The 22080-nt window shown below is 41.5% G+C and carries 21 protein-coding genes; 8 read left to right on the top strand and 13 right to left on the bottom strand.

Annotation, left to right across the window (positions count from 1 at the left end):
• Positions 1-60: 60 nt before the first annotated feature.
• From AYJ08_RS13380 to AYJ08_RS13360, 5 genes are all read right to left on the bottom strand, one after another.
• Complete coding sequence (locus tag AYJ08_RS13380; protein WP_064018141.1) at positions 61-1131, bottom strand: DUF418 domain-containing protein; 1071 nt, start codon at positions 1129-1131, stop codon at positions 61-63.
• A gap of 169 nt (positions 1132-1300) precedes the next feature.
• Positions 1301-3139 (bottom strand): ABC transporter ATP-binding protein, encoded by a 1839-nt coding sequence (locus AYJ08_RS13375; RefSeq protein WP_064018140.1) that lies wholly within the window; start codon positions 3137-3139, stop codon positions 1301-1303.
• Positions 3140-4864 (bottom strand): ABC transporter ATP-binding protein, encoded by a 1725-nt coding sequence (locus AYJ08_RS13370; RefSeq protein ID WP_064018139.1) that lies wholly within the window; start codon positions 4862-4864, stop codon positions 3140-3142.
• A 92-nt stretch (positions 4865-4956) separates the two neighbouring features.
• Positions 4957-5388, bottom strand: coding sequence for a MarR family winged helix-turn-helix transcriptional regulator (locus AYJ08_RS13365; RefSeq protein ID WP_064018138.1), 432 nt, complete (start codon positions 5386-5388; stop codon positions 4957-4959).
• Positions 5389-5591: 203 nt separating this feature from the next.
• Positions 5592-6197, bottom strand: a complete 606-nt coding sequence (locus tag AYJ08_RS13360; protein WP_064018137.1) for a DedA family protein — start codon at positions 6195-6197, stop codon at positions 5592-5594.
• Positions 6198-6497: 300 nt separating this feature from the next.
• Here AYJ08_RS13360 and AYJ08_RS13355 point away from each other — a divergent pair, with 300 nt between their 5' ends.
• The 6 genes from AYJ08_RS13355 to AYJ08_RS13330 all read left to right on the top strand — a co-directional run bounded on the left by AYJ08_RS13355 (position 6498) and on the right by AYJ08_RS13330 (position 12151).
• Positions 6498-7274, top strand: coding sequence for a glycosyltransferase family 2 protein (locus AYJ08_RS13355; protein WP_082890954.1), 777 nt, complete (start codon positions 6498-6500; stop codon positions 7272-7274).
• 167 nt (positions 7275-7441) lie between these two features.
• On the top strand, positions 7442-8209 hold the full coding sequence (gene rfbF, locus AYJ08_RS13350) for a glucose-1-phosphate cytidylyltransferase (protein ID WP_064018135.1): 768 nt from the start codon (positions 7442-7444) through the stop codon (positions 8207-8209).
• A 1-nt stretch (position 8210) separates the two neighbouring features.
• The gene (rfbG, locus tag AYJ08_RS13345) at positions 8211-9272 is read left to right on the top strand and encodes a CDP-glucose 4,6-dehydratase (RefSeq protein ID WP_064018134.1); all 1062 of its coding nucleotides are present in this window, start codon (positions 8211-8213) and stop codon (positions 9270-9272) included.
• 21 nt (positions 9273-9293) lie between these two features.
• Entirely contained in the window at positions 9294-10523 is a 1230-nt protein-coding gene (locus AYJ08_RS13340; protein ID WP_064018133.1) for a class I SAM-dependent methyltransferase, read from the top strand.
• Between the two features lie 3 nt (positions 10524-10526).
• On the top strand, positions 10527-11444 hold the full coding sequence (locus tag AYJ08_RS13335) for an NAD-dependent epimerase/dehydratase family protein (RefSeq protein ID WP_064018132.1): 918 nt from the start codon (positions 10527-10529) through the stop codon (positions 11442-11444).
• A gap of 194 nt (positions 11445-11638) precedes the next feature.
• Positions 11639-12151: a hypothetical protein gene (locus tag AYJ08_RS13330; protein WP_064018131.1), complete on the top strand. Its 513-nt coding sequence runs from the start codon at positions 11639-11641 to the stop codon at positions 12149-12151.
• A gap of 157 nt (positions 12152-12308) precedes the next feature.
• On the opposite strand, the gene AYJ08_RS13325 is transcribed toward AYJ08_RS13330, so the two are convergent.
• The 3 genes from AYJ08_RS13325 to AYJ08_RS13315 all read right to left on the bottom strand — a co-directional run bounded on the left by AYJ08_RS13325 (position 12309) and on the right by AYJ08_RS13315 (position 14735).
• Positions 12309-13679 (bottom strand): sensor histidine kinase, encoded by a 1371-nt coding sequence (locus tag AYJ08_RS13325; RefSeq protein WP_064018130.1) that lies wholly within the window; start codon positions 13677-13679, stop codon positions 12309-12311.
• Complete coding sequence (locus tag AYJ08_RS13320; RefSeq protein ID WP_064018129.1) at positions 13669-14373, bottom strand: response regulator transcription factor; 705 nt, start codon at positions 14371-14373, stop codon at positions 13669-13671. Before AYJ08_RS13320 ends, AYJ08_RS13325 begins: the two co-directional genes overlap by 11 nt.
• A gap of 104 nt (positions 14374-14477) precedes the next feature.
• Positions 14478-14735, bottom strand: a complete 258-nt coding sequence (locus AYJ08_RS13315) for a hypothetical protein (RefSeq protein ID WP_064018128.1) — start codon at positions 14733-14735, stop codon at positions 14478-14480.
• A gap of 218 nt (positions 14736-14953) precedes the next feature.
• Here AYJ08_RS13315 and AYJ08_RS13310 point away from each other — a divergent pair, with 218 nt between their 5' ends.
• Positions 14954-15352, top strand: a complete 399-nt coding sequence (locus tag AYJ08_RS13310; RefSeq protein WP_064018127.1) for a DoxX family protein — start codon at positions 14954-14956, stop codon at positions 15350-15352.
• A gap of 116 nt (positions 15353-15468) precedes the next feature.
• Here AYJ08_RS13310 and AYJ08_RS13305 read toward each other — a convergent pair whose 3' ends face one another.
• The 4 genes from AYJ08_RS13305 to AYJ08_RS13290 form a co-directional block, all read right to left on the bottom strand.
• Complete coding sequence (locus AYJ08_RS13305) at positions 15469-16521, bottom strand: FecCD family ABC transporter permease (protein ID WP_064018126.1); 1053 nt, start codon at positions 16519-16521, stop codon at positions 15469-15471.
• A complete protein-coding gene (locus AYJ08_RS13300; protein WP_064018125.1) occupies positions 16511-17521 on the bottom strand; it encodes a FecCD family ABC transporter permease in 1011 nt (336 codons plus the stop codon). The genes AYJ08_RS13305 and AYJ08_RS13300 overlap by 11 nt, the downstream gene beginning before the upstream one ends.
• Before the next feature lie 22 nt (positions 17522-17543).
• A complete protein-coding gene (locus AYJ08_RS13295; RefSeq protein WP_064018124.1) occupies positions 17544-18536 on the bottom strand; it encodes an iron-hydroxamate ABC transporter substrate-binding protein in 993 nt (330 codons plus the stop codon).
• Between the two features lie 106 nt (positions 18537-18642).
• A complete protein-coding gene (locus tag AYJ08_RS13290) occupies positions 18643-20301 on the bottom strand; it encodes an ABC transporter substrate-binding protein (RefSeq protein ID WP_064018123.1) in 1659 nt (552 codons plus the stop codon).
• Positions 20302-20500: 199 nt separating this feature from the next.
• Between AYJ08_RS13290 and AYJ08_RS13285 the strand changes: the two genes are divergently transcribed.
• Entirely contained in the window at positions 20501-21496 is a 996-nt protein-coding gene (locus tag AYJ08_RS13285; protein WP_064018122.1) for a hypothetical protein, read from the top strand.
• 63 nt (positions 21497-21559) lie between these two features.
• On the opposite strand, the gene AYJ08_RS13280 is transcribed toward AYJ08_RS13285, so the two are convergent.
• A complete protein-coding gene (locus AYJ08_RS13280; protein WP_064018121.1) occupies positions 21560-22078 on the bottom strand; it encodes a DinB family protein in 519 nt (172 codons plus the stop codon).
• Positions 22079-22080 lie beyond the last annotated feature (2 nt).

Genomic DNA, 22080 nt, shown 5'->3' with positions numbered 1-22080 from the left:
TACAAAAAACAACCATTGCTTATCCTGCTATGCAATGGTTGTTTTTGATTTTCCATAGAATTAAGCTGTTGCTTTGTCCTTACGTTTAAAACCGTACGTCAGCTTTCTCCAGATAAACTCTAACGGCCCCTGCTTGAACTTCAAGAAATACAGATTACTTATGATCAATTGAACAACAAGGATGATCATCGCCATGTAGAAGGACTGAACTAATGTATAGCCATTTGACCAACCAAATAGAGAAATGATCACAGACCCAATGATATTTTGTGTGAAATAAGAGGTTAACCCTAGGCGTCCGTAATTAGCAAATGGTTTTAACATCGTAGCCACTCGCTCATTGCGTAATAGAAGGAACAAACTACTCATGTATAACAAAGCCATTGGATAAGTATCCATGCGGGAGAAAAATGGCTGGAGTATTTCTTGTAGCGGGTTATCTGTAAAATGGCACCACAGAATCCCTACAAAAGGAATGATACTCAGTACGAATGTAATAAGCTGTGTACGTTTCAGCAGGTGTACATGCTTATCTACTTCCGCTACAATATTTTGTTTCCCTACATAAAGTCCCAGTAAAAACATCCCCAAAATGGCAAAAGTATCGCTCTTAAATGAGCGGATAAACTCTGGCACTGGACTACCAAGATATGTTTGCACAGCCGCAATTCCACTAGCTAATACTGTTACAGCAAAGAGTCCCATTGACCAGATCAGTATGGTTTTCGCTGATCTGCGATAAAAAGGTATCAATGCAAAGCCCAAAATAGCATAATAGAACAGAATATCTCCAAACCAGGTAACGATGTGTAAAATACCGAACAATAAGAGTGCTGCCAGACGACGAACAAAAAGAATAAACGGTTTATCTCCACGTGCTTCTGCACGACTCATAAAAATATAGAAGCCAAGTCCAAACAAGAACGAAAAAATACTGAAAAATTTCGTTGTGATAAATAAATCATATAGAAGGCGTAAGGTAGGATCAAAAGCATGCTGAATTATGCTTTGCCCTTCGATATAAGTCATATAGGCTGGTGCATTCACCAGCAAAATACCCATAAGTGCAATTCCACGCAAGATATCCATCGAAACAATACGCTCTTTTTTTGTGACCGATAATGCGGTCATAGACATCAGTCCTTTTTTATCATAATAGTTTCGTTCGCTAGCGACTCGTTGTCATTATTGTAATGAATACTAGATTTTTTAACCATGCATGAAGATTACACACCACTTACATTTTTGTAAGGTTTAATAAAAAAAGCTGCCCAGCATTTCTCTGGACAGCCTTCGTTACTTATGAAGCTTGATTCTTAAATTGTGTATGGTACAGATTATAGTAAAAGCCCTGTTGCTCCAGTAATTCTTTATGATTGCCTCTCTCAATAATCTCCCCTTGGTTAATGACCAAGATTTGATCTGCCTCCTGAATGGTACTCAAGCGATGGGCAATCACGAAGCTAGTGCGTCCTTGCATCAATACTTTCAAGGCTTTCTGAATTTGCATCTCGGTTCTTGTATCAATACTGCTGGTTGCCTCGTCCAAAATCAGGATGGATGGGTCCGCTAGAATCGCCCGCGCAATGGTCAGCAATTGCCGCTGTCCTTGACTGATATTGCTAGCATCCTCCGTGAGCTTCGTATGATAGCCTTCTGGCAGGCGTTCAATAAAGGAATGAGCATTCGCCATACGAGCTGCATACATAACCTGCTCGTCTGTAGCATCTAGCCTGCCGTAGCGAATATTTTCGATTACAGTTCCCGCAAACAGGTAGGTATCCTGTAGCACCATCCCGATAGAGGAACGCAGATTCTCTTTGTCAATCTGACGTATATCCCGTCCGTCTACGATGACACTTCCCTGCTGCACATCGTAGAATCTCATCAATAGATTTACAATTGTTGTTTTACCTGAACCAGTAGGGCCTACTAGAGCGATCATTTGCCCAGGCTCCGCTATCAGATTAATCTCTTGTAAGACAGGCTTATCTGGCTTATAGCCAAAAGTGACATCCTTAAACTCTACTTTTCCTTCCACTTGTTCAAGGGATTGCGCCACTGCTTGATCCGCGAATTCCGGTTCCTCATCCAGCACCTCAAATACACGTTCTGCACCAGCAAAAGCTGATTGTAGCATGTTAAATTGATTTGCCATCTCATTTAGCGGACGAGCAAACTGCTTCGAGTAATTTAAAAAGGCAGTGATGATCCCGATCGTGATAACGCCTTGTACAGCCATGTACCCACCTATGCCTGCAACCAACGCAAAGCTGAGATTATTAATAGCATTCATCAGTGGAGGAATGACTCCAGAGAAAACCTGCGCTTGAGCCCCCACTTTTTTCAGGCGCTGATTTTTTTCTGCAAATTGGTCGACGGTTTGTTGTTCACGATTAAAAGCCTTGACCACCCGTTGTCCCGAAATCATTTCTTCAATATATCCATTTAATTGCCCCAGCTCTGTCTGCTGTTCTAAGAAGAGCTTACGCGTACGCTCCGCGATTTTTTTTGTAATAAATAAGCCAAGTGGAACGACAATGAGACTAACTAATGTTAAAGATGGACTTAGCATCAGCATCATTCCCACGGCCCCTATTACGGTAATGAGACTGGAAAAAATTTGCGTTGTTGCTTGCGAGAGCGTGTTATTAATATTCTCTACGTCATTGGTTAGACGACTCATCAAATCACCGCGGGGTCTTTCATCAAAAAAGCGCAAAGGCAGAGTCTGTACCTTATCAAAGATATCCTTTCGCATACTCTTGACCGTCTTTTGCGAGACACTTGCCATCAAATAGGTTTGTAACCAGGAAGCAAGCGCCCCCAAAATATATACGATGATTAAGCTACCAACAATCTTGGCTAACAATGAGAATTGAACCTGTCCCGTGGTAATCCCCATGCTATCAATGGCCTTTCCAATCAGCAGGGGCCCCATCAAAGCAAAGCCGGAGCTAACCAGCACTAGGAAAAACACCAAGAATAACGACCAGCGTTGTTCCCGTAAATATCCCCATAGCCGTTTGAGCGCCTCCATAGAATTTTTCGGTTTAACAACCGGCATGCCCGTCATTCCTTTTCCCATAGGCCCGCCCATTCCTTTTGAACGTTCCTGTTCTGATACTCCTCGATTCATCTAAATCGCCTCCTCTCTTACTTGGGAACGATAGATATCCTGATACACATCCGAGCGTTGCAGCAGTTCTTGGTGAGTTCCAATATCTGAAATCTGTCCATTATCTAATACAATGATTTTGTCTGCTTCCATCACAGAGCTAATGCGTTGGGCAACAATAAAACAAGTCGTATGTCCTAATTGCTCTTTTAACGCTTTTTGAATGAGAGCTTCAGTCGTCAAATCCACCGCACTAGTGCTATCGTCCAAAATTAGAATGTTTGGCATTGTCAGTAGAGCGCGAGCAATGGACAAGCGCTGTTTTTGTCCGCCTGATAGATTAACTCCGCGTTGACCTACCACTGTATCATAGCCAGCAGGTAATTTCGCTATAAATTCATCAGCTTGGGCTGCCTTTGCTGCGGCTATCACTTGATCATCTGAGGCCTCAGGATCACCCCAGCGAATATTATCACGAATGGTTCCTGAGAACAGGACTGCCTCCTGTAAAACCATCCCGATGTTTTTGCGAAGCTCCTGTAAGCTCAGCTCGCGAATATCCGTTCCATCCAATAAAATACGTCCCTCTGTCACATCATAAAAACGTGGGAGCAAATGAACCAACGTTGATTTACCCGAACCCGTAGAGCCCAGGATGGCAATTCGCTCACCCGGCGTCACCGTAAACGTTACATCCTTTAATACAGGTTGCCCGCTAGTACCAGCATACTGAAAGGAAACATGCTCAAATTCAATTTTTCCTGGATGCATATAAACGTTTTTATGTCCGATATCAGCAATAGTGGTTTTCGTATCCATGACCTCCACAATCCGATCCGCAGACACTTTTGCCCGCGACACCATCATGAGCATCATGCCAGCCATCATAAGGGCGAACAAAATCTGGGTCATATAATTGGTAAAAGCAATGACTTCTCCGAGCTGCATGCTGCCTGTATTGACTTGAAAACCACCAAACCAAATAATCGCAACGATGCTTAGATTCATCAACAGCATCATAATCGGCATCATCAACGCCATGGTCCGTGCTGCCTTTACCGATATATCAGCTAATTGGTCGTTCTCTGTTTGGAAACGTTCCTTTTCATAATCTGAACGAACGAAGGCCTTTACTACCCTTACCCCCGCCAAATTTTCACGTGTAACTCCGTTTACTTTATCCAAGCTAGCCTGGACTTTTTTAAATAAAGGAAAACCCTTCTTAATAATTACCAGAAGAGATAGTATCAGGAGAGGCACGGTCACAACCAACACAAGCGCCATCTTCGCATTCAATGAAAATGCCATAACCATCCCGCCTATAAAGAGAAGCGGAAAGCGTGTTAGCATGCGCAGCATCATTAGAACCACGTTTTGTACCTGTGTAACATCATTAGTTAGGCGTGTAATTAAGGAAGAGGTTTTGAACTGATCCAGCTTGTCAAAAGAAAAGGTCTGTATATGGCTAAACAGATCTAGCCTCACGTCTGCACCAAAATTTTGGGAAACGATGCTGGCAAAGTAAATACAGCCTACACCGCCAACAATCCCCAAAAGCGCAACCCCCACCATAATCAATCCGGTTTGAATGATATAAGTGACATCTCCATTAACGACACCCTGGTCTACAATATGAGCCATCAGTGTCGGTTGAAGCAAATCCATTACCACCTCCAGAAACATGAGTAACACAGCGGCTACTGCATATTTTCTATAAGGCACAATATATTTAAAAAGTTTACCCATTTTGCTTGGCATCTCCCTTCGCATTTACTTTGACAGCTACATAATTTTAGAGGGAAGCAGCCAATTGACATGCATGCTTACCTAACCTCACACTACTCCGATAAATTCCGATGCATATGTGTTAAAAACCGTCGAAGTAAGATTTTTTCTTCCTCCCGAAAGCCTTCAAAGCATTTTTTCTCAATCTCTTTAATCACTTTTTCAATCTGTTCTAATTTTTCTTTTCCTAATTCAGTTAAATAAACCCGAGATGCTCTTAAATCATCAGGGTCAGGCTGACGCTCGATCAATCCAGATTTCTCCATACGATTCAGCATGACGGTAATCGTAGCTGCCTTTACCTTCATTTTCGTAACCAGTTCTTTTTGTACTCTTCCATTTTTGTTTTTTAGCAAAAACAAAACAGGCAATTGCCCCGGGTAGATTCCTACTTCATGCGACATTTGCCACATTTTATAATTATACGTTCGCACTACACGAGATAGTAGCAATTCTAAAGAATCCAGATAAGGAGTCTCTTCCACTTTACTCACCTCATTTAGTTAGCCAGCTATATATTAAGATAAATAGGATTATACTCCCTTATTTCACAAGGTGCAAGAGTCCTCATAAAAGGTAAATAAAGGTAATTACTTTGCTATCAAGCAAATAAAGGAACCGACTACCGCTACTAGGCCTATCGGTTCCTCTATCTGTGTATCCTGATGATTTTATTTTAGGGCTTTCATTAGACATTTACCCTTTTTCTTTTCATTCTGGTAACCACAATAAAAGTCCCTGCCGCTATTACCGGAAGAATGATCAAGAGATATTTACTGTATTCAGCAATCAGGTACCCAACAGAAGCGGCATTGCTTCCTAACAGATGCCCGAGAATAAAAAATAATAGTGTCCAAACAAAGCCAGTCGTAAAGGAGAACAGAGCATACCGCCGAAAAGACATTTTGCTAATCCCGACCAGATAAGGCACCACGTGGCGCACAATCGGCAAAAAGTAACTAATTACAAGCGCTTGGCTCCCATACTTTTGCAATAGATATTCAGCTCGTACAATATAGATATCCATGTGTCTTTTACGCCGAATGCGATCTAACACGGGAGCTCCAATCTTATATCCTAAAATATATCCAAGTGACAGCCCCGAAATAACCCCTAAATAGGTGACAAAAAAGGCAGGAATTGATTGAAGAATGCCAAATGAGCCAACCATTCCTCCCGTCATGACAATCACTTCATCTGGAATCGGCATGCCAACAATGCCAAGCCATAGAGCGAAAAACAGGGCAAAGTAGCCGTATTGATTAATTAACTCAAGTATCGTATCCAACTGCAAGTAATAACCCCCTGATTGTATGACAGCACGGAAGGAACCGTCTCAGAAATGTCACTTCTGTCATTTTTTCTTTCATAGCTATATCATATCGAACAGTTCTTAGCTTTTTTATAACAGAGTTCTAAAGAAATTCTTAAATTTTCTGCTTGTCGCAAAAACATACAGTTTCCTGCGGTTTTATCTAATTCGTCCGTTCCTTGCCTATTCCTTGTTTTCTTTTTGTTTGTGACAACCTTTTCATCCATTTCATATAGTATCGCGTGAGCATTCTTTTCTATTTAGCTCTCAAAAGGAGGAAACATTATTACTACTGTCATTTCGCATTTTTATAATGAAGAATATTTGCTTCCATGGTGGCTGATGCATCATACCCAGATATTTGATCATGGCATTCTCATTAATCGGGGTTCAACGGATGGTTCACTTGAGATATGTAAACGTTTTGCCCCCCATTGGGAGGTGAGAAATTCAAGGGTACCGGAATTTGATGCGATAGAGGTTGACCGTGAAGTAATGGATATCGAAAAAGAATGTACAGGCTGGAAAATGGCGTTAAACACTACTGAGTTTCTATGTTGTCAAAATAAAGATGAATTTTTCTCGTCCCTTAACGCTTTAGGTGAGCATATGTATTCAATCAGAGTGATTATGCTAGTTGATGATCCCAATCATAGCTATCCAGAAGCTGTTTATAACATTCCTTTGGTGAATCAGCGATACCATGGTTACTTCCCCATAGATAATACACACCCCTATATTGGTAGACTGATTCATAAGCATGAACACGGCGCCTATACAGCCGGCAGACATTGGTCCCCGCATAAATTTATCGTTTATCTAACCGCGCCTGCCTTCGTCATAAAGTTTTTTTACAGTCCGTGGAATGATTTAACACGAAAACGAAAACTGCAAATAGGCCCCACGCTCTCAGCGCACAGTATCCAGCACGGCTTGGGTACCTATCATATTACTACACCTGAGAAGCTACAAGAAACCTATTTGTTTTATGCGAGTGGGACAAAAGATCTTCGTTTGAATCCGGAATACCTTGAGCTGTTTCCGCACTTAAAACCATAATGTAAGCAGTTTCTTAGGGACTTATCGATTTCATCATAGCATATCCTTTCTTGAATCCTTAATGAATCGATTTGTGCGAAGCCAACACCATTATCAGGACTACTGCATAATGTAAAAGCATGAAAAGCTTCATTAAGGGACATTTTTGGCAACTATGGGGGATAAAAATGAAAGCAGTTATTCTTGCTGGCGGGTATGGAACGAGAATTGGCGAAGAAACCCATTTAAAGCCTAAACCAATGATTGAAATAGGGGCAAAGCCCATTCTTTGGCACATCATGAAAATCTTTAGCTACTACGAAATCAATGACTTTATCATTTGTTTAGGCTACAAGGGACATCTCATTAAAGAATATTTTTCAAATTATAACCTGCATATGTCAGATTTTACGCTCGATATGAGTAAAAATGAAATTATGAACCATTCCAATAATGCAGAGCCCTGGAAGATAACACTCATCGATACAGGGGAAGGAACGGAAACGGGCGGCCGCATTAAGAGGATACAAAAATATGTTGGTGACGAAACATTTTGTCTGACGTACGGAGATGGTGTAGGGAATATTCATATTAAAAAATTGATTGAATTTCATCAAAAGCACGGTAAATATGCGACGGTTACTGCGGTTCAGCCCCCTGGAAGATTCGGCTCCCTTATGCTTGAGGATCAGATGGTTGTAGACTTCAAAGAGAAGCCTTTAGGAGACGGCGGCTGGATAAATGGGGGATTTTTTGTTCTGGAGCCGGCCATTTTTTCCTTTATCAATGACGACCAAACCATTTGGGAAACAAATGCTTTAGTCAAAATAGCAAAACAAAATCAGCTTGCCGCCTATCGTCATGATGGGTTCTGGCATCCAATGGATACATTGCGAGATAAACAAAAACTAATGGACTTGTGGGATAGTAAAAACGCCCCTTGGAAGGTTTGGTAGCATGAAGAAATCCTTTTGGCATCAAAAAAAAGTGTTACTAACAGGCCATACTGGATTTAAGGGTACATGGCTTACGTTGTGGTTAACATCGCTGGGGGCAGATGTAATTGGGTATTCTCTCTATCCACCATCTACCCCTCATTTATTTGAAATAGCAGAGGTTTCGAAGGAATGCCGTTCGATAAAGGGCGACATTACGGACTACCCGCTACTTCTGCAAACCCTTGCCGATTATCAGCCGGAAATTATTTTTCATCTGGCAGCCCAGCCTTTGGTTCAGCAATCGTATGCAGATCCACTTACCACCTATCATACGAATGTATTGGGAACCGTTCATGTACTTGAGGCTGCACGACAAACGAAAAGTGTTCATGTAATTATTAATGTTACAAGCGATAAATGTTATAAAAATGATGGATTAGGTAATCATTCCTTTCAGGAAAATGATCCGCTAGGCGGCCACGATCCATACAGTGCCAGCAAAGCGTGTGCCGAGGTCATCACTGAATCTTATCAAAAATCATTTTTTCAGCCTACATCTTCTTCCACAACACGCCTTGCATCCGTAAGGGCTGGCAATGTGATTGGCGGTGGTGATTGGGCCGCAGATCGAATATTTCCAGATATCGCAAGGGCATTGATTCATTCAACCAAGCTTAGCATAAGAAACCCAAACGCCATTCGCCCGTGGCAGCATGTCCTAGACCCCTTACATGGATATTTGCTTCTCGCCGAAAAGCTGTGGAATAACCCCGTATACGCCCAATCCTGGAATTTCGGACCAATCGATCATTCTTACCTGACCGTTAGCGAAATAGTAGATAAAGCAGCGAGCATATGGAACGAAAAGATACAGATAACCACTCCGTCAATTACTCCCCCCTACGAATCTCCTATACTAACCCTTGATAGCACTAAAGCTACCCGTTCCCTCGGGTGGCATCCAAAGCTAAATACTACAGAGGCTGTTGCATGGACTGTTCAGTGGTACCAGCAATATCAATCAGGTAAGGACATAAGCTCATTTACTCGCCAACAAATCAACAGGTTTATAAATTTATAAGGAGTTAGGAGTCTACTGAAAATGTCCGATAAAATATGTCGTTTTTGCCATTCGTTGCTTACTCATACATTCCTTGATTTAGGAGTTTCGCCTCTCGCTAACTCATTTATATCACCGGACCGCGCAGATGACATGGAACCCTTTTATCCGTTGCATGCCTATGTTTGTGATAAATGTTTTCTGGTACAAGTAGGGCAGTTTGAGTCGCCAGATCAGATTTTTAATCACTATCTTTATTTTAGCTCCTATTCCTCTAGTTGGTTGTCCCATGCTCAGAAATATACAGAGATGGCTATAGCAAGGTTCCATTTACATCACCATTCGCAGGTCATTGAGATCGCAAGCAATGACGGCTATTTATTACAATACTTTCACAAGCATAATATTCGAACACTAGGGATTGAACCGGCAAAAAATTTGGCGAAAATTTGTAACGATAAGGGAATTCCTACGAGGGCGGATTTTTTTGGAGAAAGATTAGCAAAGCAATTGGTACAGGAAGGCTATAAAGGGGATTTGATTGTCGCAAATAATGTATTAGCACACGTGCCTGAATTACATGACTTTATAGCAGGATTAAAAATACTACTACAACCAAATGGTATTATCACAATCGAATTTCCCCATGTCTTGCAGCTCATACTTGGTAAGCAATTTGATACGATTTATCATGAACACTTCTCTTATTTTTCACTGCTATCCGTTCAAAGCATCCTATCTAGCCACGAATTAAAGGTTGTAGATGTCGAGGAAATCCCTACCCATGGCGGTTCTTTACGGTTGTTCGTAAAGCATAGTAAAGATGAGGAGCCCATCCAACCAAGCGTGGCAAAGATCCTTGAAAAGGAACAAGCGCACGGGCTTCACCAATTATCAACGTATTTGGAGTTTTCAAAGAAAGTGGAACAAATGAAGATCGATATATTATCCTTTTTCATTAAAGCCCATGACATGAAAAAGAAAATCGTCGGTTACGGGGCCCCTGCTAAAGGAAATACTCTCCTGCACTTTTGTGGCATCGGAAAAGAGCTTCTCCCCTATACAGTCGATCAGAATCCGCATAAACAAGGCCTTATATTGCCCGGCTCTCGTATTCCGATTAAAAACCCTGATGAAATACAACGAACACAACCAGATTTCGTACTCATTTTGCCGTGGAATTTAAAAGCAGAAATCATGGACGAATGCTCCTATATTCGAAATTGGGGCGGAAAATTTGTAGTGCTTGTTCCAGAAGTGGAGGTGCTATAGCGCATGGAAAAGGTTCTCGTAACAGGCGGAAATGGCTGGATCGGCAGATATGTAGTTAGTATGCTACATAAAATGGGCTGGGAGGTTCATGCGACGTACCGAAAGGCGCCACTTTTGGATATTACCTGTGTTTGGCACCAAGCTAACCTTTTATCCCATACAGAAGTGGCGGCTTTGATTAATCAGGTGAAGCCTTCCCATCTGCTGCATTTAGCTTGGGAAGCAGTCCCTCCCCACCATTATAATTCGCTCGCTAACTACGATTGGGTGCAATCGAGCATGACATTATTTCGTCATTTTGCGGAATGTGGCGGTAAAAGAGTCATCGTAGCTGGAACATGTATAGAATATGAATGGCTGGAAGGTTATTTATCTGAGGCTGACTCTCTTTATTCTTATAAAACACCTTACTCTGCTTGTAAAAATATTTTGCGTTTATGGCTCCAATCATACTCCGAGCAGGTTGGTCTAAGCGCCTGCTGGGGGAGAATCTTTCATTTATATGGTCCTCATGATCCCAGGAATCGACTTATTCCTACCCTTATCACCTCGCTATTAAAAGGCGAAGAGGCCTTGTGCACGCATGGAAATCAATATCGTGATTTTCTCTATATCGCTGATGCAGCCGATGCTCTGGTAGCCTTATTAAGGAGCGATATACGAGGAGCTGTTAATATTGCTTCTGGCCAATCGAGCCAATTGAGACAGATCGCTTCTCTTATCGGTCAAAAAATCGGAAATGAGGACTTAATCAAATGGGGAGCCATTCCATCCCCTGAGAATGAGCCATTATTTGTCGGAGCTAATATTGCACGATTACAAGAAGAAGTAAACTGGAAGCCCAAATACTCGTTAGATGCTGGCTTAGAAGAAACGATAATCTGGTGGAAGAAACATTTAGATGGACGTTCTTGCAGATGAATAAATACCTAAAAACAAGCTGATTCCATGAGCATATGGTATCAGCTTTTCATGTCTTTCAACCAGTAAAAACATGTCTATAAAACTACATAGATCAAAAAATACATAAAAAAGAGGTTTTTGGTAAATTATGACAAATGTAATATTGTTACTTTTTTCCTACTTATATACTCAGTCAGAAAGGGGCTAGTAAATTGCAACGAACTACTAAAACGACCAGTAATCAGCCTAATAGATCAACTTTCAGCCAGACAAATAGAATGGCGAACAGTCAGACTCGGGTAACGAACACGCAAGGCAATAGGGGAACAAATGGTCAAATGAGAACATCAACTACTCGCCAGCCCTCCCCTCAACAAGCTGCCACTCAACAGAAGCGTCCCGTTAAAAATCAGCCCAAGGATAGATTAGGACAAGCGATAGTATCAATGATTTTTGGTATATTTGGCATTATTTTATTTATAATGTCCTGCTTCATGTTAAATTACAGTTCAAGATATTACACACCATCCCCTGGTACGATGCTAACCATTTTCTTGGCCTTTATTATTAACGTTTCGGGGTTTATCTTGGGAATTCGAGCAAGGAATTCTTCTAACGGTAGGGGTATGGCAATTGCAGGTAATACACTGACTTCATTCCCATTTGTCGTTATGACACTTTTTTTTGTAGCAACTATCATTGGAACGTTTAGACTGTGGATGTAATATCTTATCTCTTCAAATAAGCGAGGTTCTCTCTGTAAAGAGGGCCTCGCTTATTTTGGCATGATGGATATAAAGACCTGTTTCTTGATTTGTAGTAGGCTAGTACGCTTGATAGGCTAACGGGGAGCCTGAGAATTCCTCAGGTGATTCCCCTTTTTTACATAGGCAAACGGACCAAAAATGTAGTGCCCCTCCCCACCTTGCTCTCAACCCGCACCTCTCCATCATGCGCTTCTATAATGGCTTTTACGATAGCTAATCCAATTCCAGCACCTCCTGATTTACGACTGCGCGACTTTTCACCACGATAAAATCGTTCAAATACGTAGGGGAGCTCTTCCCCTCTGATACCTACTCCTGTATCCGCTACATTTATTACGATATTGGACTGCTGCACTTCGATGGTAACCGATACTTCACCATCTTCAGGAGTATATTTATAAGCATTGCTGAGTAAATTCGTAAATACCTGCAACAATCTGCGATAATCAGCATGCACAAAGATATTGTCCAGGAAAGGCGGAATATAACGAATTCTTTTCTTGTCCCATAACTCTGCAATGCTTTTTTGTGCCTCCGCTATGATAGCAGGTAGGTTTACTTGCTCCTTTTGTAAACGGAGCATTGGGTTTTCGGCTTCCGTTAACTTCTCCAAATCCTTTATCAATAGAACAAGCTGCGAGGTCTGTTCCTGACAAATCTGCAATTTTTCTGATGTCGGCTCCCATATCCCATCTTCAAATGCTTCCATGTAGCTTTGAATTGTAGCAAGTGGCGTTCGTAATTCATGGGCAATATCGGCTGTTAAATTTTTACGTAGACGTTCTTGCTTTTGTAGGCTCTCTGCCAAATGATTCACCGCTTGACCCAATTCCTGTATTTCCCCATGCAATGCGTCCGTCTCCACTCGTGCTGTGAGGTCTCCTGTCCGCATTCGATTCGCTTTCTCTTTCATGTGAAGCAGGGGATGGCTAATACCGCGCGAAATGCGAATGCTATAATAATAAACGCCGACAATGACAATCAGAAGCGCCCCTCCGACCATTGCATTAAATCTGGTAATGAATTCTCTCTCCTGCTCCTGGAATTGACCATCTGGAAGCCCCACATGTAACATACCTACCTGCTGATCTCCAATGATGATAGGTGTTGAGTAGGTAGAATGAGGAAGCTTATCATCTACAGCACAGGTATGCTTTGTGCCTTGCCTTTCCATATGCATTCCCATCTTAGTCGAATCCCAAATGACGTTCCCTTCTGCATCAAGCAAAATGACAGTCATGTCACGCTGCATAGCTCGATGTCCCACACCCATTAGCGTCTGCCTTGGCCATTCATTGGCTTTTACATAAGATTCGGTCAGGTCTTGTAGGATCGCATCTGCCTCCGCTTGCAGTTGATTTTCAACATATTTTCCAAATGTAATGGAAACCGAGATATTTACAATAATGATGATGACTAACAAGGAAACGAGCGCAACACCTAGGTGGGAAAGAAAAAGCTGTCGTTTCATCCCTCTATGCTTCATCACGATTCACCAAAAATTTATAGCCTACACCAAACACTGTTGAAATAAAGGAGGGGTGCTTGGGATCATCGTTTAATTTTTGCCTTACGTTTTTGATGTGCACGTCAATGGTACGCTCATATCCATCAAATCCATAACCCTGAATCTGATTAATTAATTCCAGACGGCTAAACACTTTTTTTGGTTGGCTAGCTAGCGTATACAACAGCTTAAACTCAATAGGTGTTAATGTGATGCTAGCCTGATCTAGCGTGACCTGATGCAGTTCTGGTTCCACACATAGACGTTTTTGGAGAAAGGTAAGAGCTTGCTCTTGTTTTTTCGTAGTACCAGTCCGCCGTAACAGCGTAATAACCCGAGCCACTAATTCACGTGGACTAAATGGCTTACTAACATAATCGTCGGCCCCCATTAACAGCCCATTAATTTTATCATCCTCAGCACTTTTAGCTGTCAGCATAAGAATAGGAATATCGGAGGTCTTGCGTAATTTTCGACATATATCCTCTCCCGACATATCAGGCAGCATCAAGTCTAAAATGATGAGGTCTGGCTGTAAAAGCTGATGGAGCTGAAGTGCCGTCTCCCCCGTCTCTGCTACGTAAACAATGTAACTGTTTCTCTCTAAATAAGCTCGAATTACCTGAAAAATATTTTCTTCATCATCAACGACTAATATCTTGTGTTGACCCATCTACTTTCACCCGCCTCGCTTACTATGTGCAAAAATGCACAAGTAGGCAGCCCCTCCTTTATGGAAAGTCTGCCTTATCCTGTTTCTTTTTTTATTATAAGCGATTATTTACGATTTGGAGTCTGGTCTGCATAATTGTTCATCATTCTCCCATGCATGCCGTTTGGACCGTGACAGCTTTCATACATAGATTGAATCTGTGCATCTGTCAGTTGTGGGTGCATTTGTTTCATCAAAGGTCGCATCTGTTCAAATTCCTTCTGCTTTTGATCAGGTGTTACCTGTGACGTGCTTGCATACACGCCTGTTGCGATCCCCAAGACGACAACCAACGATGCTAGAGAAAAAATTATTTTTTTCATAATCTGCTCCTCCTTTTTTCTTAGCTTACATAAAAGAAATGAGGAACTGATGTAGCAAATATAAAGAAGTTATGAAGGGCATAATATACGCATATAAATATATACCTGACAGGAAAAAAACAACATTAAAGTTAGACGCTTGACAAAAGTAAGCAATGACATTATTATACTTATAATTAGTAAGTTACTAAACATTATCTGAAAGGAGCAACACTAAAGTGGCAAACAAACAACAGATTGGCGCACTCATTCTTCGTGTTGTACTAGGTCTAACCTTCTTGCTGCACGGTCTTGATAAATTCCAGGGGGGCATCGAAAACATTGTAGGATTTTTCGAAAGCATCGGCCTACCTGGCTTCCTAGCTTATGTAGTTGGAACTATCGAATTAGTAGGAGGTATCCTATTGATTTTAGGGCTAGGAACTCGTGTCATTTCATTTTTACTCATGGTCATTATGGTAGGAGCTACCCTAAAAGTTAAATTGGCGGCTGGTTTCATCGGCGGCTATGAATTGGACCTTGCTCTCTTCGCAATGGCGCTATATCTTGCATTGAGTGGTAGCAGCATGGCAGCAGTAGATAACCTGCTTCCTTATGGAAAAAAAGAAACAGCGTAACGTACAGTACGAATTAACGCTTTTCCATGCATAAGAAACCATTTCTTTCTACACGCAAAAGCCTGGAGTTATATGCTCCAGGCTTTTTGTAATGAATACTAGTTTATATCTCTACTTTAGGCTCGTGCTTTATACAGCAAATAAAGGAAGTATGGCCCCCCTATAATCGCAATGACGATTCCTACAGGAAGCTCAGCCGGCGAGAATACGGTCTTGGCAATAAAATCTGATACCAAAACCAAGAGCATTCCCATCAAAGCTGACACAGGCAATATACGTCTGTGATGATTCCCGACCAATGCTTTAGCAATATGCGGCGCCATTAATCCAACGAACCCAATACTACCTGACACTGATACACATGCACTAATGATCCCAACACTAGCTAGCAAGAGCACCATTTTTTCTTTCTCGGTGGATACACCAAGCCCTCTAACGCTGTTTTCATCTAGCTGCAATAGGTTTAAAACGTTGGCTTTTCGAAATAATATCGGGATAAACAAGACAAACCAAGGGAGCATAGCCACAATATAAATCCAGTTAGCACTCCATATACTACCTGTCATCCACACGGTTGCCATCTCAAAATCCTTTGCGTTCATGCGTAAAGAAAGGTAGAGCGTAAATGCCCCCAGACCCGTTCCAACTGCAATTCCAACCAGAATAAGCCGTTGTGGGTCTAGTTTCCCCTTTTGCCAAGCGAATAGAAAGATAAGGAAAGCTGAGAGCAGGCCACCCACTAATCCAAATATAGGCATGGCTAATGTTGTTAATAACCCTTCGCTGCCCATTTTCCCCTCAAACATAAAGATAAACAGTACAATTGCTGCACCTGCACCCGCATTGATGCCCAATATTCCAGGATCAGCAAGTCCATTTCGGGTAATCGCTTGAACAACGGTACCGGCAAGCCCTAGCCCCATACCAACAAGGGCCGCAATCACAACACGCGGTAAACGAAATTCAAAGATAACCAGATCATGCTCAGGTTTAGGATCATTACGTAGCAATGTGTTTATAACGTCTTGTAGCGTCATATCAAACTCGCCGTTTGTAACACTAATATAAATAGCTAGCAAGGCAAGACAAATACTTGCTATTGTAACAGTCCAAAATCGCGCAGTCGATGTCTTAGCAAATACACGCGATTGCTTTTTGTTAGTTACCATGTTTTTCTCCCCCTTTTTTAACAATCAAATAGAGGAAGAATGGAATACCAAACAGTGAAGTAACTACTCCGATTGGCGTTTCAAAAGGGTAATTCATAAACCGACTTAGGATATCGGAAAATAGTAAAAACATTCCACCAATCACCGCTGAACACGGTACAATCCACCGATAATCTATCCCCACCAGAAAGCGGGCAATATGTGGAACAATTAATCCAACAAATCCTATCTTTCCTACCAAAGCAACAGATATCCCGGTTAAAATGACAACAGTCAGCATCGTCAACCCTTTAATCAGAGCTGTACGCTGGCCCAAATTGACCGCTATCTCCTCACCCAATGACAGAATCGTAATGGATTTAGACAAAAATAACGCCAGTAAAATACCTACGATTGCAAATGGAAGGGCTAATTTGATCAAGCCTGGATCAATTTGGTGTAATCGAGCGTTATACCAAAAGCTGAGATTCTGCGATATTTGAAAATAAGTGGATAAGGCTTGCGATATGCTACTTAGGACTGTTCCGATAACTGTCCCGATGATAGCCAATCGGACTGGAGTCATACCATTAGGCAACAGGGATGCAAACCCCAATACAATTCCTACCCCTAACGCAGAACCAATTAAAGAATACATGATCATTTGTAGGGAGGATGTATCTGGCATAAAGATCATACACACCGTAATAACAAATGCTGATCCGTCTGATACCCCCATAATGGCAGGAGATGCCAGAAAATTTCTGGTCATCCCCTGCATTAAAGCTCCCGACATCGCTAAGAAGGCACCAATCAATAGTGCTCCTGCAGCTCTTGGTATTCTGGAATGCATGATAATCTGATGATCAGGATTACCAGCATCAAAATGAAAGATAGCATCCTGAATTGTACTAAGCTCTATGTTTTTAGCCCCAAAGACAATGGACAGTGCCATCAAGATCACAATAAAAATTGGTGATGTCAACAAAATGGCAACTGGTACTGATTTCTTCACTCTCATTGCGCTCTTCTCGCCCTTTTATCTACTTGGACAGCTTTTCCACCGCAGCTTTCAAGAAGTTAATTTTGCTCCATGCTGTACCACCTTGTCCTAGTGGATCTACTACATTCACGTAAACATGTCCATTTTTCACGGCGTTAATGCTTTGCCAGATTGGATTTTTCTCTAAATCCTCTAAAGATTTAGGTTGGTCTTTGTTTTCATCAGGTGAAAACTGGACAAAGATATAATCAGGATTCATGGCACTAAATTTCTCTAATGACATAGCCTCTTGCGCTTTAGCCGCCTTAACTTCCTCTGGTGCTGTCAAACCTAATTCCGCATATAAGGATGGGTTAAAGAAAACCTTTTCTGGATAGATATTGATGGTACCTTGACGCAGGCGTATCGCTACTACTTTTTTATCCTTCAGCTTATCGCCCAAAGAAGCTTTTGCCTTTTCTAGATCTTCTTTATATTTTTTCAGTACATCCTCAGCTTCTGCTTGCTTTCCTGTTAATTCAGCTAGTAAGCGTAAATTAGCTTCCCAGTTGCTTGAGATATGAGAAACAGGGAAAGTTGGTGCGATTTTCTCGAATTTACTATATACTTCTGGTTTAAATTTAGACGAACCTAGGATCACGTCTGGTTTTAATTTAAGCATGGTCTCCAGGTTTGGTTGCATTTTTTCACCAATGGATTCAGATGAGCCTGTAATACTTTTATAAATATCCGGGAATTTACCGCCTACACTAATCGCACCTACTGGCTCTACACCTAAAACCACAGCGTCTTCCATAGACTCCATGCTACCTGTAATGACAATGCGATCTGTCTTAGCTGGAACTTTATATTCTTGATCAAGATACTTAATCGTTCTTGTTTCACCTGTTGCTGATTCTGATGCTTTTTGACTATCACTGCTGGTAGCTGTCGGATTGGCAGGTGCTGTTGTCTCTGTTTTCCCGCCGCAAGCCGTTACCATAAGAGCCAGTATGGCTACTAGACCTACTCCTAGAAACTTACGTTTATTCATGTTTATAATGTCCCCTCTCGATAAGACAATCTGAAATGTTTGATAATAATTCTCATTTACGATTATAGAGGAGTAGACTCTGCTCGACCATGAACGATTTCCGGAATCAATATGGACGATTTCCAGAAAAGAGACGATAGACATACTCGATTAAACGCTCATGGGCCAGCGGAGAGTAATCACGCCAAGGATTTGAAAAGATTTCATGGACATTGTTTAGACGCACCGCTCTAATCTGTTGCCATTCTGGTCTCATTTGGAGTTGCTTCCAGTAATGCAGCGTCTCTGACTCGGGGCAGGCAAGCACCAATATATGATCAGGATCATACTCTGCCAGCTTTTGTACCGTTATCTTTTCGTCAATTCCCTCATCATGCAGCGGATGGGCGGGAATCATTTGCAAATCACCATAAAATACCTGAGTCATACTAGGATTGCTGTATACATAGACATTTTGTTTTAGTAGACGGACAATCAGAAAGGTATCGTTTTTTACTACTCCGCTGATTTCCTCTCTAATCATCTTCACCTTCTGATCATAAGATGTAAGCCATCTATCTGCATCTTGAGGTACTTGTAAAAGCTCGGCTGTTTGCAGAAATTGTGCTCTCCAATCTGTATCACTCCATGAGACATAGCTCACTGATCCTGCCTGTTCAAGCTTTGCCTTCTCTTTTCCTTCTAGTTGATCGATGCTGATAATAAGATCAGGATGGATTTGCTCTAAGACATCAATATTGCTTTCCCATTTGTAATCGACACGGTACGCACTTAAGTGAACAGGTATTTCAGTGCGGTATTTTTCATAGTAGATGGACGACCATTTTGGATGCAGGGGAGCGGCATAAGGAATCACCTGCAATGCCAGTACATAGCCAAGAAGCCGGTGACTATATATCGCTACCTTTTTCTGACGTTGCTTCATGTATGCGGTGGGAGATACACCAACCTCCTGCTTAAACTTCCGGCTAAAGTAAAATTCATCGTTATAGCCAATTTGATGAGCAACGTCCTTTAAGCGAACCTGCGGTCTACTCATAAAGTGCTTTGCTTGATTCATCCTCACCTTTGTTACATATTCAATTGCCCCGATTCCATACGTCTTTTTAAACAGCTCACCAAAATACTTTGAACTTACTCCCGCTATTTTCGCTAAATCGTCTACACAAAGGTTTTTATTAAAATGAGTGTCGATGTAGGTTTTGGCTTTAGCAATAGCCGTTTTAGAATCCTCAGAGCCGATGTCCTTATTGTTCATAAGTGTATGAATAAACTGTAGAAAAGTGATTTGCCCCAAAAAACGGTCCATGGGCTTCTTGCTTTTCCATTGCTTTTCGATCGTTTGGCACAGCATCGTCGGTTGGGAGATCGTATGCGATACTTGTCCTCCTTTCCCGAAAGGTCCTTTATCACGCACAGGCTTCAAATGTCCCCTCCGCTTTCCTGATTCCTGATAGACATGAAAATAAATCACATAGCAATAGGTTTCTACCTCTGGAGTTAATTCAAGCCCAAGTGTTTGACCTGGTGTACATACATAGACACCATCCTTTAGTAATGGGTGAGCTTGTTCATCAATTAGGACATGACCCTGACCTTGAAGAGCGATAAGCAAAACATACGAGGAGGTCATCTGATGAATCAATGGGACTGGTTTATACTGGCTCCCCTTAAGCAGTTCTATCTCTTTTAGCTTAAATTGGTATTGATCTATTTCTATAGTCGATTCAGCAGAAAACGAATGTTGCTGTTGTTGATCTGACATATATGTCGCCACTTTCCATGTTTTGTCATATCGGTTCATTGATAACTATTCTCAACGAATCTAAGTTATTTGTAGTATAGCAAAGCTAGTTATATATTTGAAACCAATTAACATACTATATCGTCTTGTATCATATACATATTTTTTACATAAATTACTAATTGGCCAAATAATAACTTTTAGATATGGAGTGGTTCCTATGAAAAATTCAGGTTATCTTGTGCTTAGCTCAGTGTTAGCCATAGGATTATTAACAGGCTGTGGAAATACTGGTTCAACAAGCTCCCAGCCGGTACAAGGAGAAACCACACCTCAGACAAATACGCCCCAGAAGAATCAACCAACTGTCGAACAAGACGCTATCAAACAAATGCAGGATATTGCCTCACAAGCAAAAGAGCCTGTTGAATTAATCACCTACTTGGATAAAACGATCAAAAGCGTAAAAAGTGAAACTGCCGATCAGCTACTCGTTATTTTAGATGATTATTATGCCACTCACTTGATTGGATTGAACGAAAGCTTTTCCAAGTTTTTAGCAGAGAATAACAATGCCCAAAAGCTATATGAAATTGGCTTCCCTGTTGATGTGACGAAGATTCAAGAAGAGCCTTTAAAAAAATACGTGCAGGATAAATTTGCTGGCAAGCTAGCCTTAACAGATAACGAAGGGGATTTGTTTTGGGTAGTAGATTATGATGCCTTAAAGCAATACTCCCGCTACCTTACTGACGACATGACGTCATACCTAGAACTACAATGGGACGAATATAATAAACCTGTTTCCAGAGATGGCAGTTTAATTATTTCACGTCAAGAGCTGGGAGAACGCATCGTAAAAGTAGAAAAGTATCTAACCTCATATAAGAACGGAATCAAAAAAACAGATGTTAGGAATCTATATCAAACCTACTTGCAAGAATATCTCAGTAACTATCGCTACGATGCCATTGATGAAAAAACCATGAAGCTGTTACCAGAGGTGAAGAAAGCGTACGAACAATTCATAAAAACTCACAGCGATACGAAGACAACAAGCATCATTGCAGAGTACCTGCAGATTATAAATCAAAACAAAGACGTGATTTACGAGCACGGAAAAGCAGGAGAAAGTAGCATCGGTGACGCTAAGCCAGACATCTCCAAGTTTTGGGGATCATTACCTCAAAAGGTTGAGCAAGCATTCGGCGCATAACAAACAGGCTGAAGGAGCCTTATCATGTCCTTCAGCCTTGTTTCTTGATATAAAAATGATTGGTTATGCTGTGTGTGTTTGGTTTCGTTCATACAGATAGAAAATATAATCGGTTGAAACCCCAGAACAGCCGAGTTGACGCAGCATGACAGTCAGGTTTCCGCGATGATAGGTTCCGTGATTCACAATATGCTGGACTATCTCAGCAAAGCTAACCTTTAATTCACCAAAATGAGGATGTCGATAGGATGAAATGGCGTGTAAGTCCCGTTGCTGTTCTAGGAATGAAAGAATCTGCCTAGACAGTGCTGTATGTCGACTAATCCATTCATCAAGAGTCCAGTCTTTCGTTTCTTCATTCATTCCAGAGACGGCCTCTACCACTTCTTCAAACGTCCGTCCCTCCATCGTGTAGAGCCAGACGTGATCCACTTGATATACATGACGAATAACAGCTTCAATAGTGGGAAATATACTCTGCACCTCTTGTTTCCAGACCTGCTCTGGCAACTCCTTTAGATGATGCAGAAGCCTTTGGTTAGCCCAATTGTGGTATGCATACAAAGTTACAGTTTGATCCATCC

The organism is Brevibacillus sp. SKDU10, from assembly GCF_001645205.1.
GTDB classification, from domain to species: Bacteria; Bacillota; Bacilli; order Brevibacillales; family Brevibacillaceae; genus Brevibacillus_B; species Brevibacillus_B halotolerans.
The sequence above is the reverse complement of the archived record's forward strand: the minus strand, read 5'-3'. Positions and strand labels throughout refer to the sequence as shown.

What these genes read in the sequence shown, in the direction of transcription:
- AYJ08_RS13380 (WP_064018141.1), bottom strand. Translation starts at nt 1,131, where the DNA reads ATGACCGCATTATCGGTCACAAAAAAAGAGCGTATTGTTTCGATGGAT.
- AYJ08_RS13375 (WP_064018140.1), bottom strand. Translation starts at nt 3,139, where the DNA reads ATGAATCGAGGAGTATCAGAACAGGAACGTTCAAAAGGAATGGGCGGG.
- AYJ08_RS13370 (WP_064018139.1), bottom strand. Translation starts at nt 4,864, where the DNA reads ATGGGTAAACTTTTTAAATATATTGTGCCTTATAGAAAATATGCAGTA.
- rfbF (WP_064018135.1), top strand. Translation starts at nt 7,442, where the DNA reads ATGAAAGCAGTTATTCTTGCTGGCGGGTATGGAACGAGAATTGGCGAA.
- rfbG (WP_064018134.1), top strand. Translation starts at nt 8,211, where the DNA reads ATGAAGAAATCCTTTTGGCATCAAAAAAAAGTGTTACTAACAGGCCAT.
- AYJ08_RS13340 (WP_064018133.1), top strand. Translation starts at nt 9,294, where the DNA reads ATGTCCGATAAAATATGTCGTTTTTGCCATTCGTTGCTTACTCATACA.
- AYJ08_RS13335 (WP_064018132.1), top strand. Translation starts at nt 10,527, where the DNA reads ATGGAAAAGGTTCTCGTAACAGGCGGAAATGGCTGGATCGGCAGATAT.
- AYJ08_RS13325 (WP_064018130.1), bottom strand. Translation starts at nt 13,679, where the DNA reads ATGAAGCATAGAGGGATGAAACGACAGCTTTTTCTTTCCCACCTAGGT.
- AYJ08_RS13320 (WP_064018129.1), bottom strand. Translation starts at nt 14,373, where the DNA reads ATGGGTCAACACAAGATATTAGTCGTTGATGATGAAGAAAATATTTTT.
- AYJ08_RS13315 (WP_064018128.1), bottom strand. Translation starts at nt 14,735, where the DNA reads ATGAAAAAAATAATTTTTTCTCTAGCATCGTTGGTTGTCGTCTTGGGG.
- AYJ08_RS13305 (WP_064018126.1), bottom strand. Translation starts at nt 16,521, where the DNA reads ATGGTAACTAACAAAAAGCAATCGCGTGTATTTGCTAAGACATCGACT.
- AYJ08_RS13300 (WP_064018125.1), bottom strand. Translation starts at nt 17,521, where the DNA reads ATGAGAGTGAAGAAATCAGTACCAGTTGCCATTTTGTTGACATCACCA.
- AYJ08_RS13295 (WP_064018124.1), bottom strand. Translation starts at nt 18,536, where the DNA reads ATGAATAAACGTAAGTTTCTAGGAGTAGGTCTAGTAGCCATACTGGCT.
- AYJ08_RS13290 (WP_064018123.1), bottom strand. Translation starts at nt 20,301, where the DNA reads ATGTCAGATCAACAACAGCAACATTCGTTTTCTGCTGAATCGACTATA.
- AYJ08_RS13285 (WP_064018122.1), top strand. Translation starts at nt 20,501, where the DNA reads ATGAAAAATTCAGGTTATCTTGTGCTTAGCTCAGTGTTAGCCATAGGA.
- AYJ08_RS13280 (WP_064018121.1), bottom strand. Translation starts at nt 22,078, where the DNA reads ATGGATCAAACTGTAACTTTGTATGCATACCACAATTGGGCTAACCAA.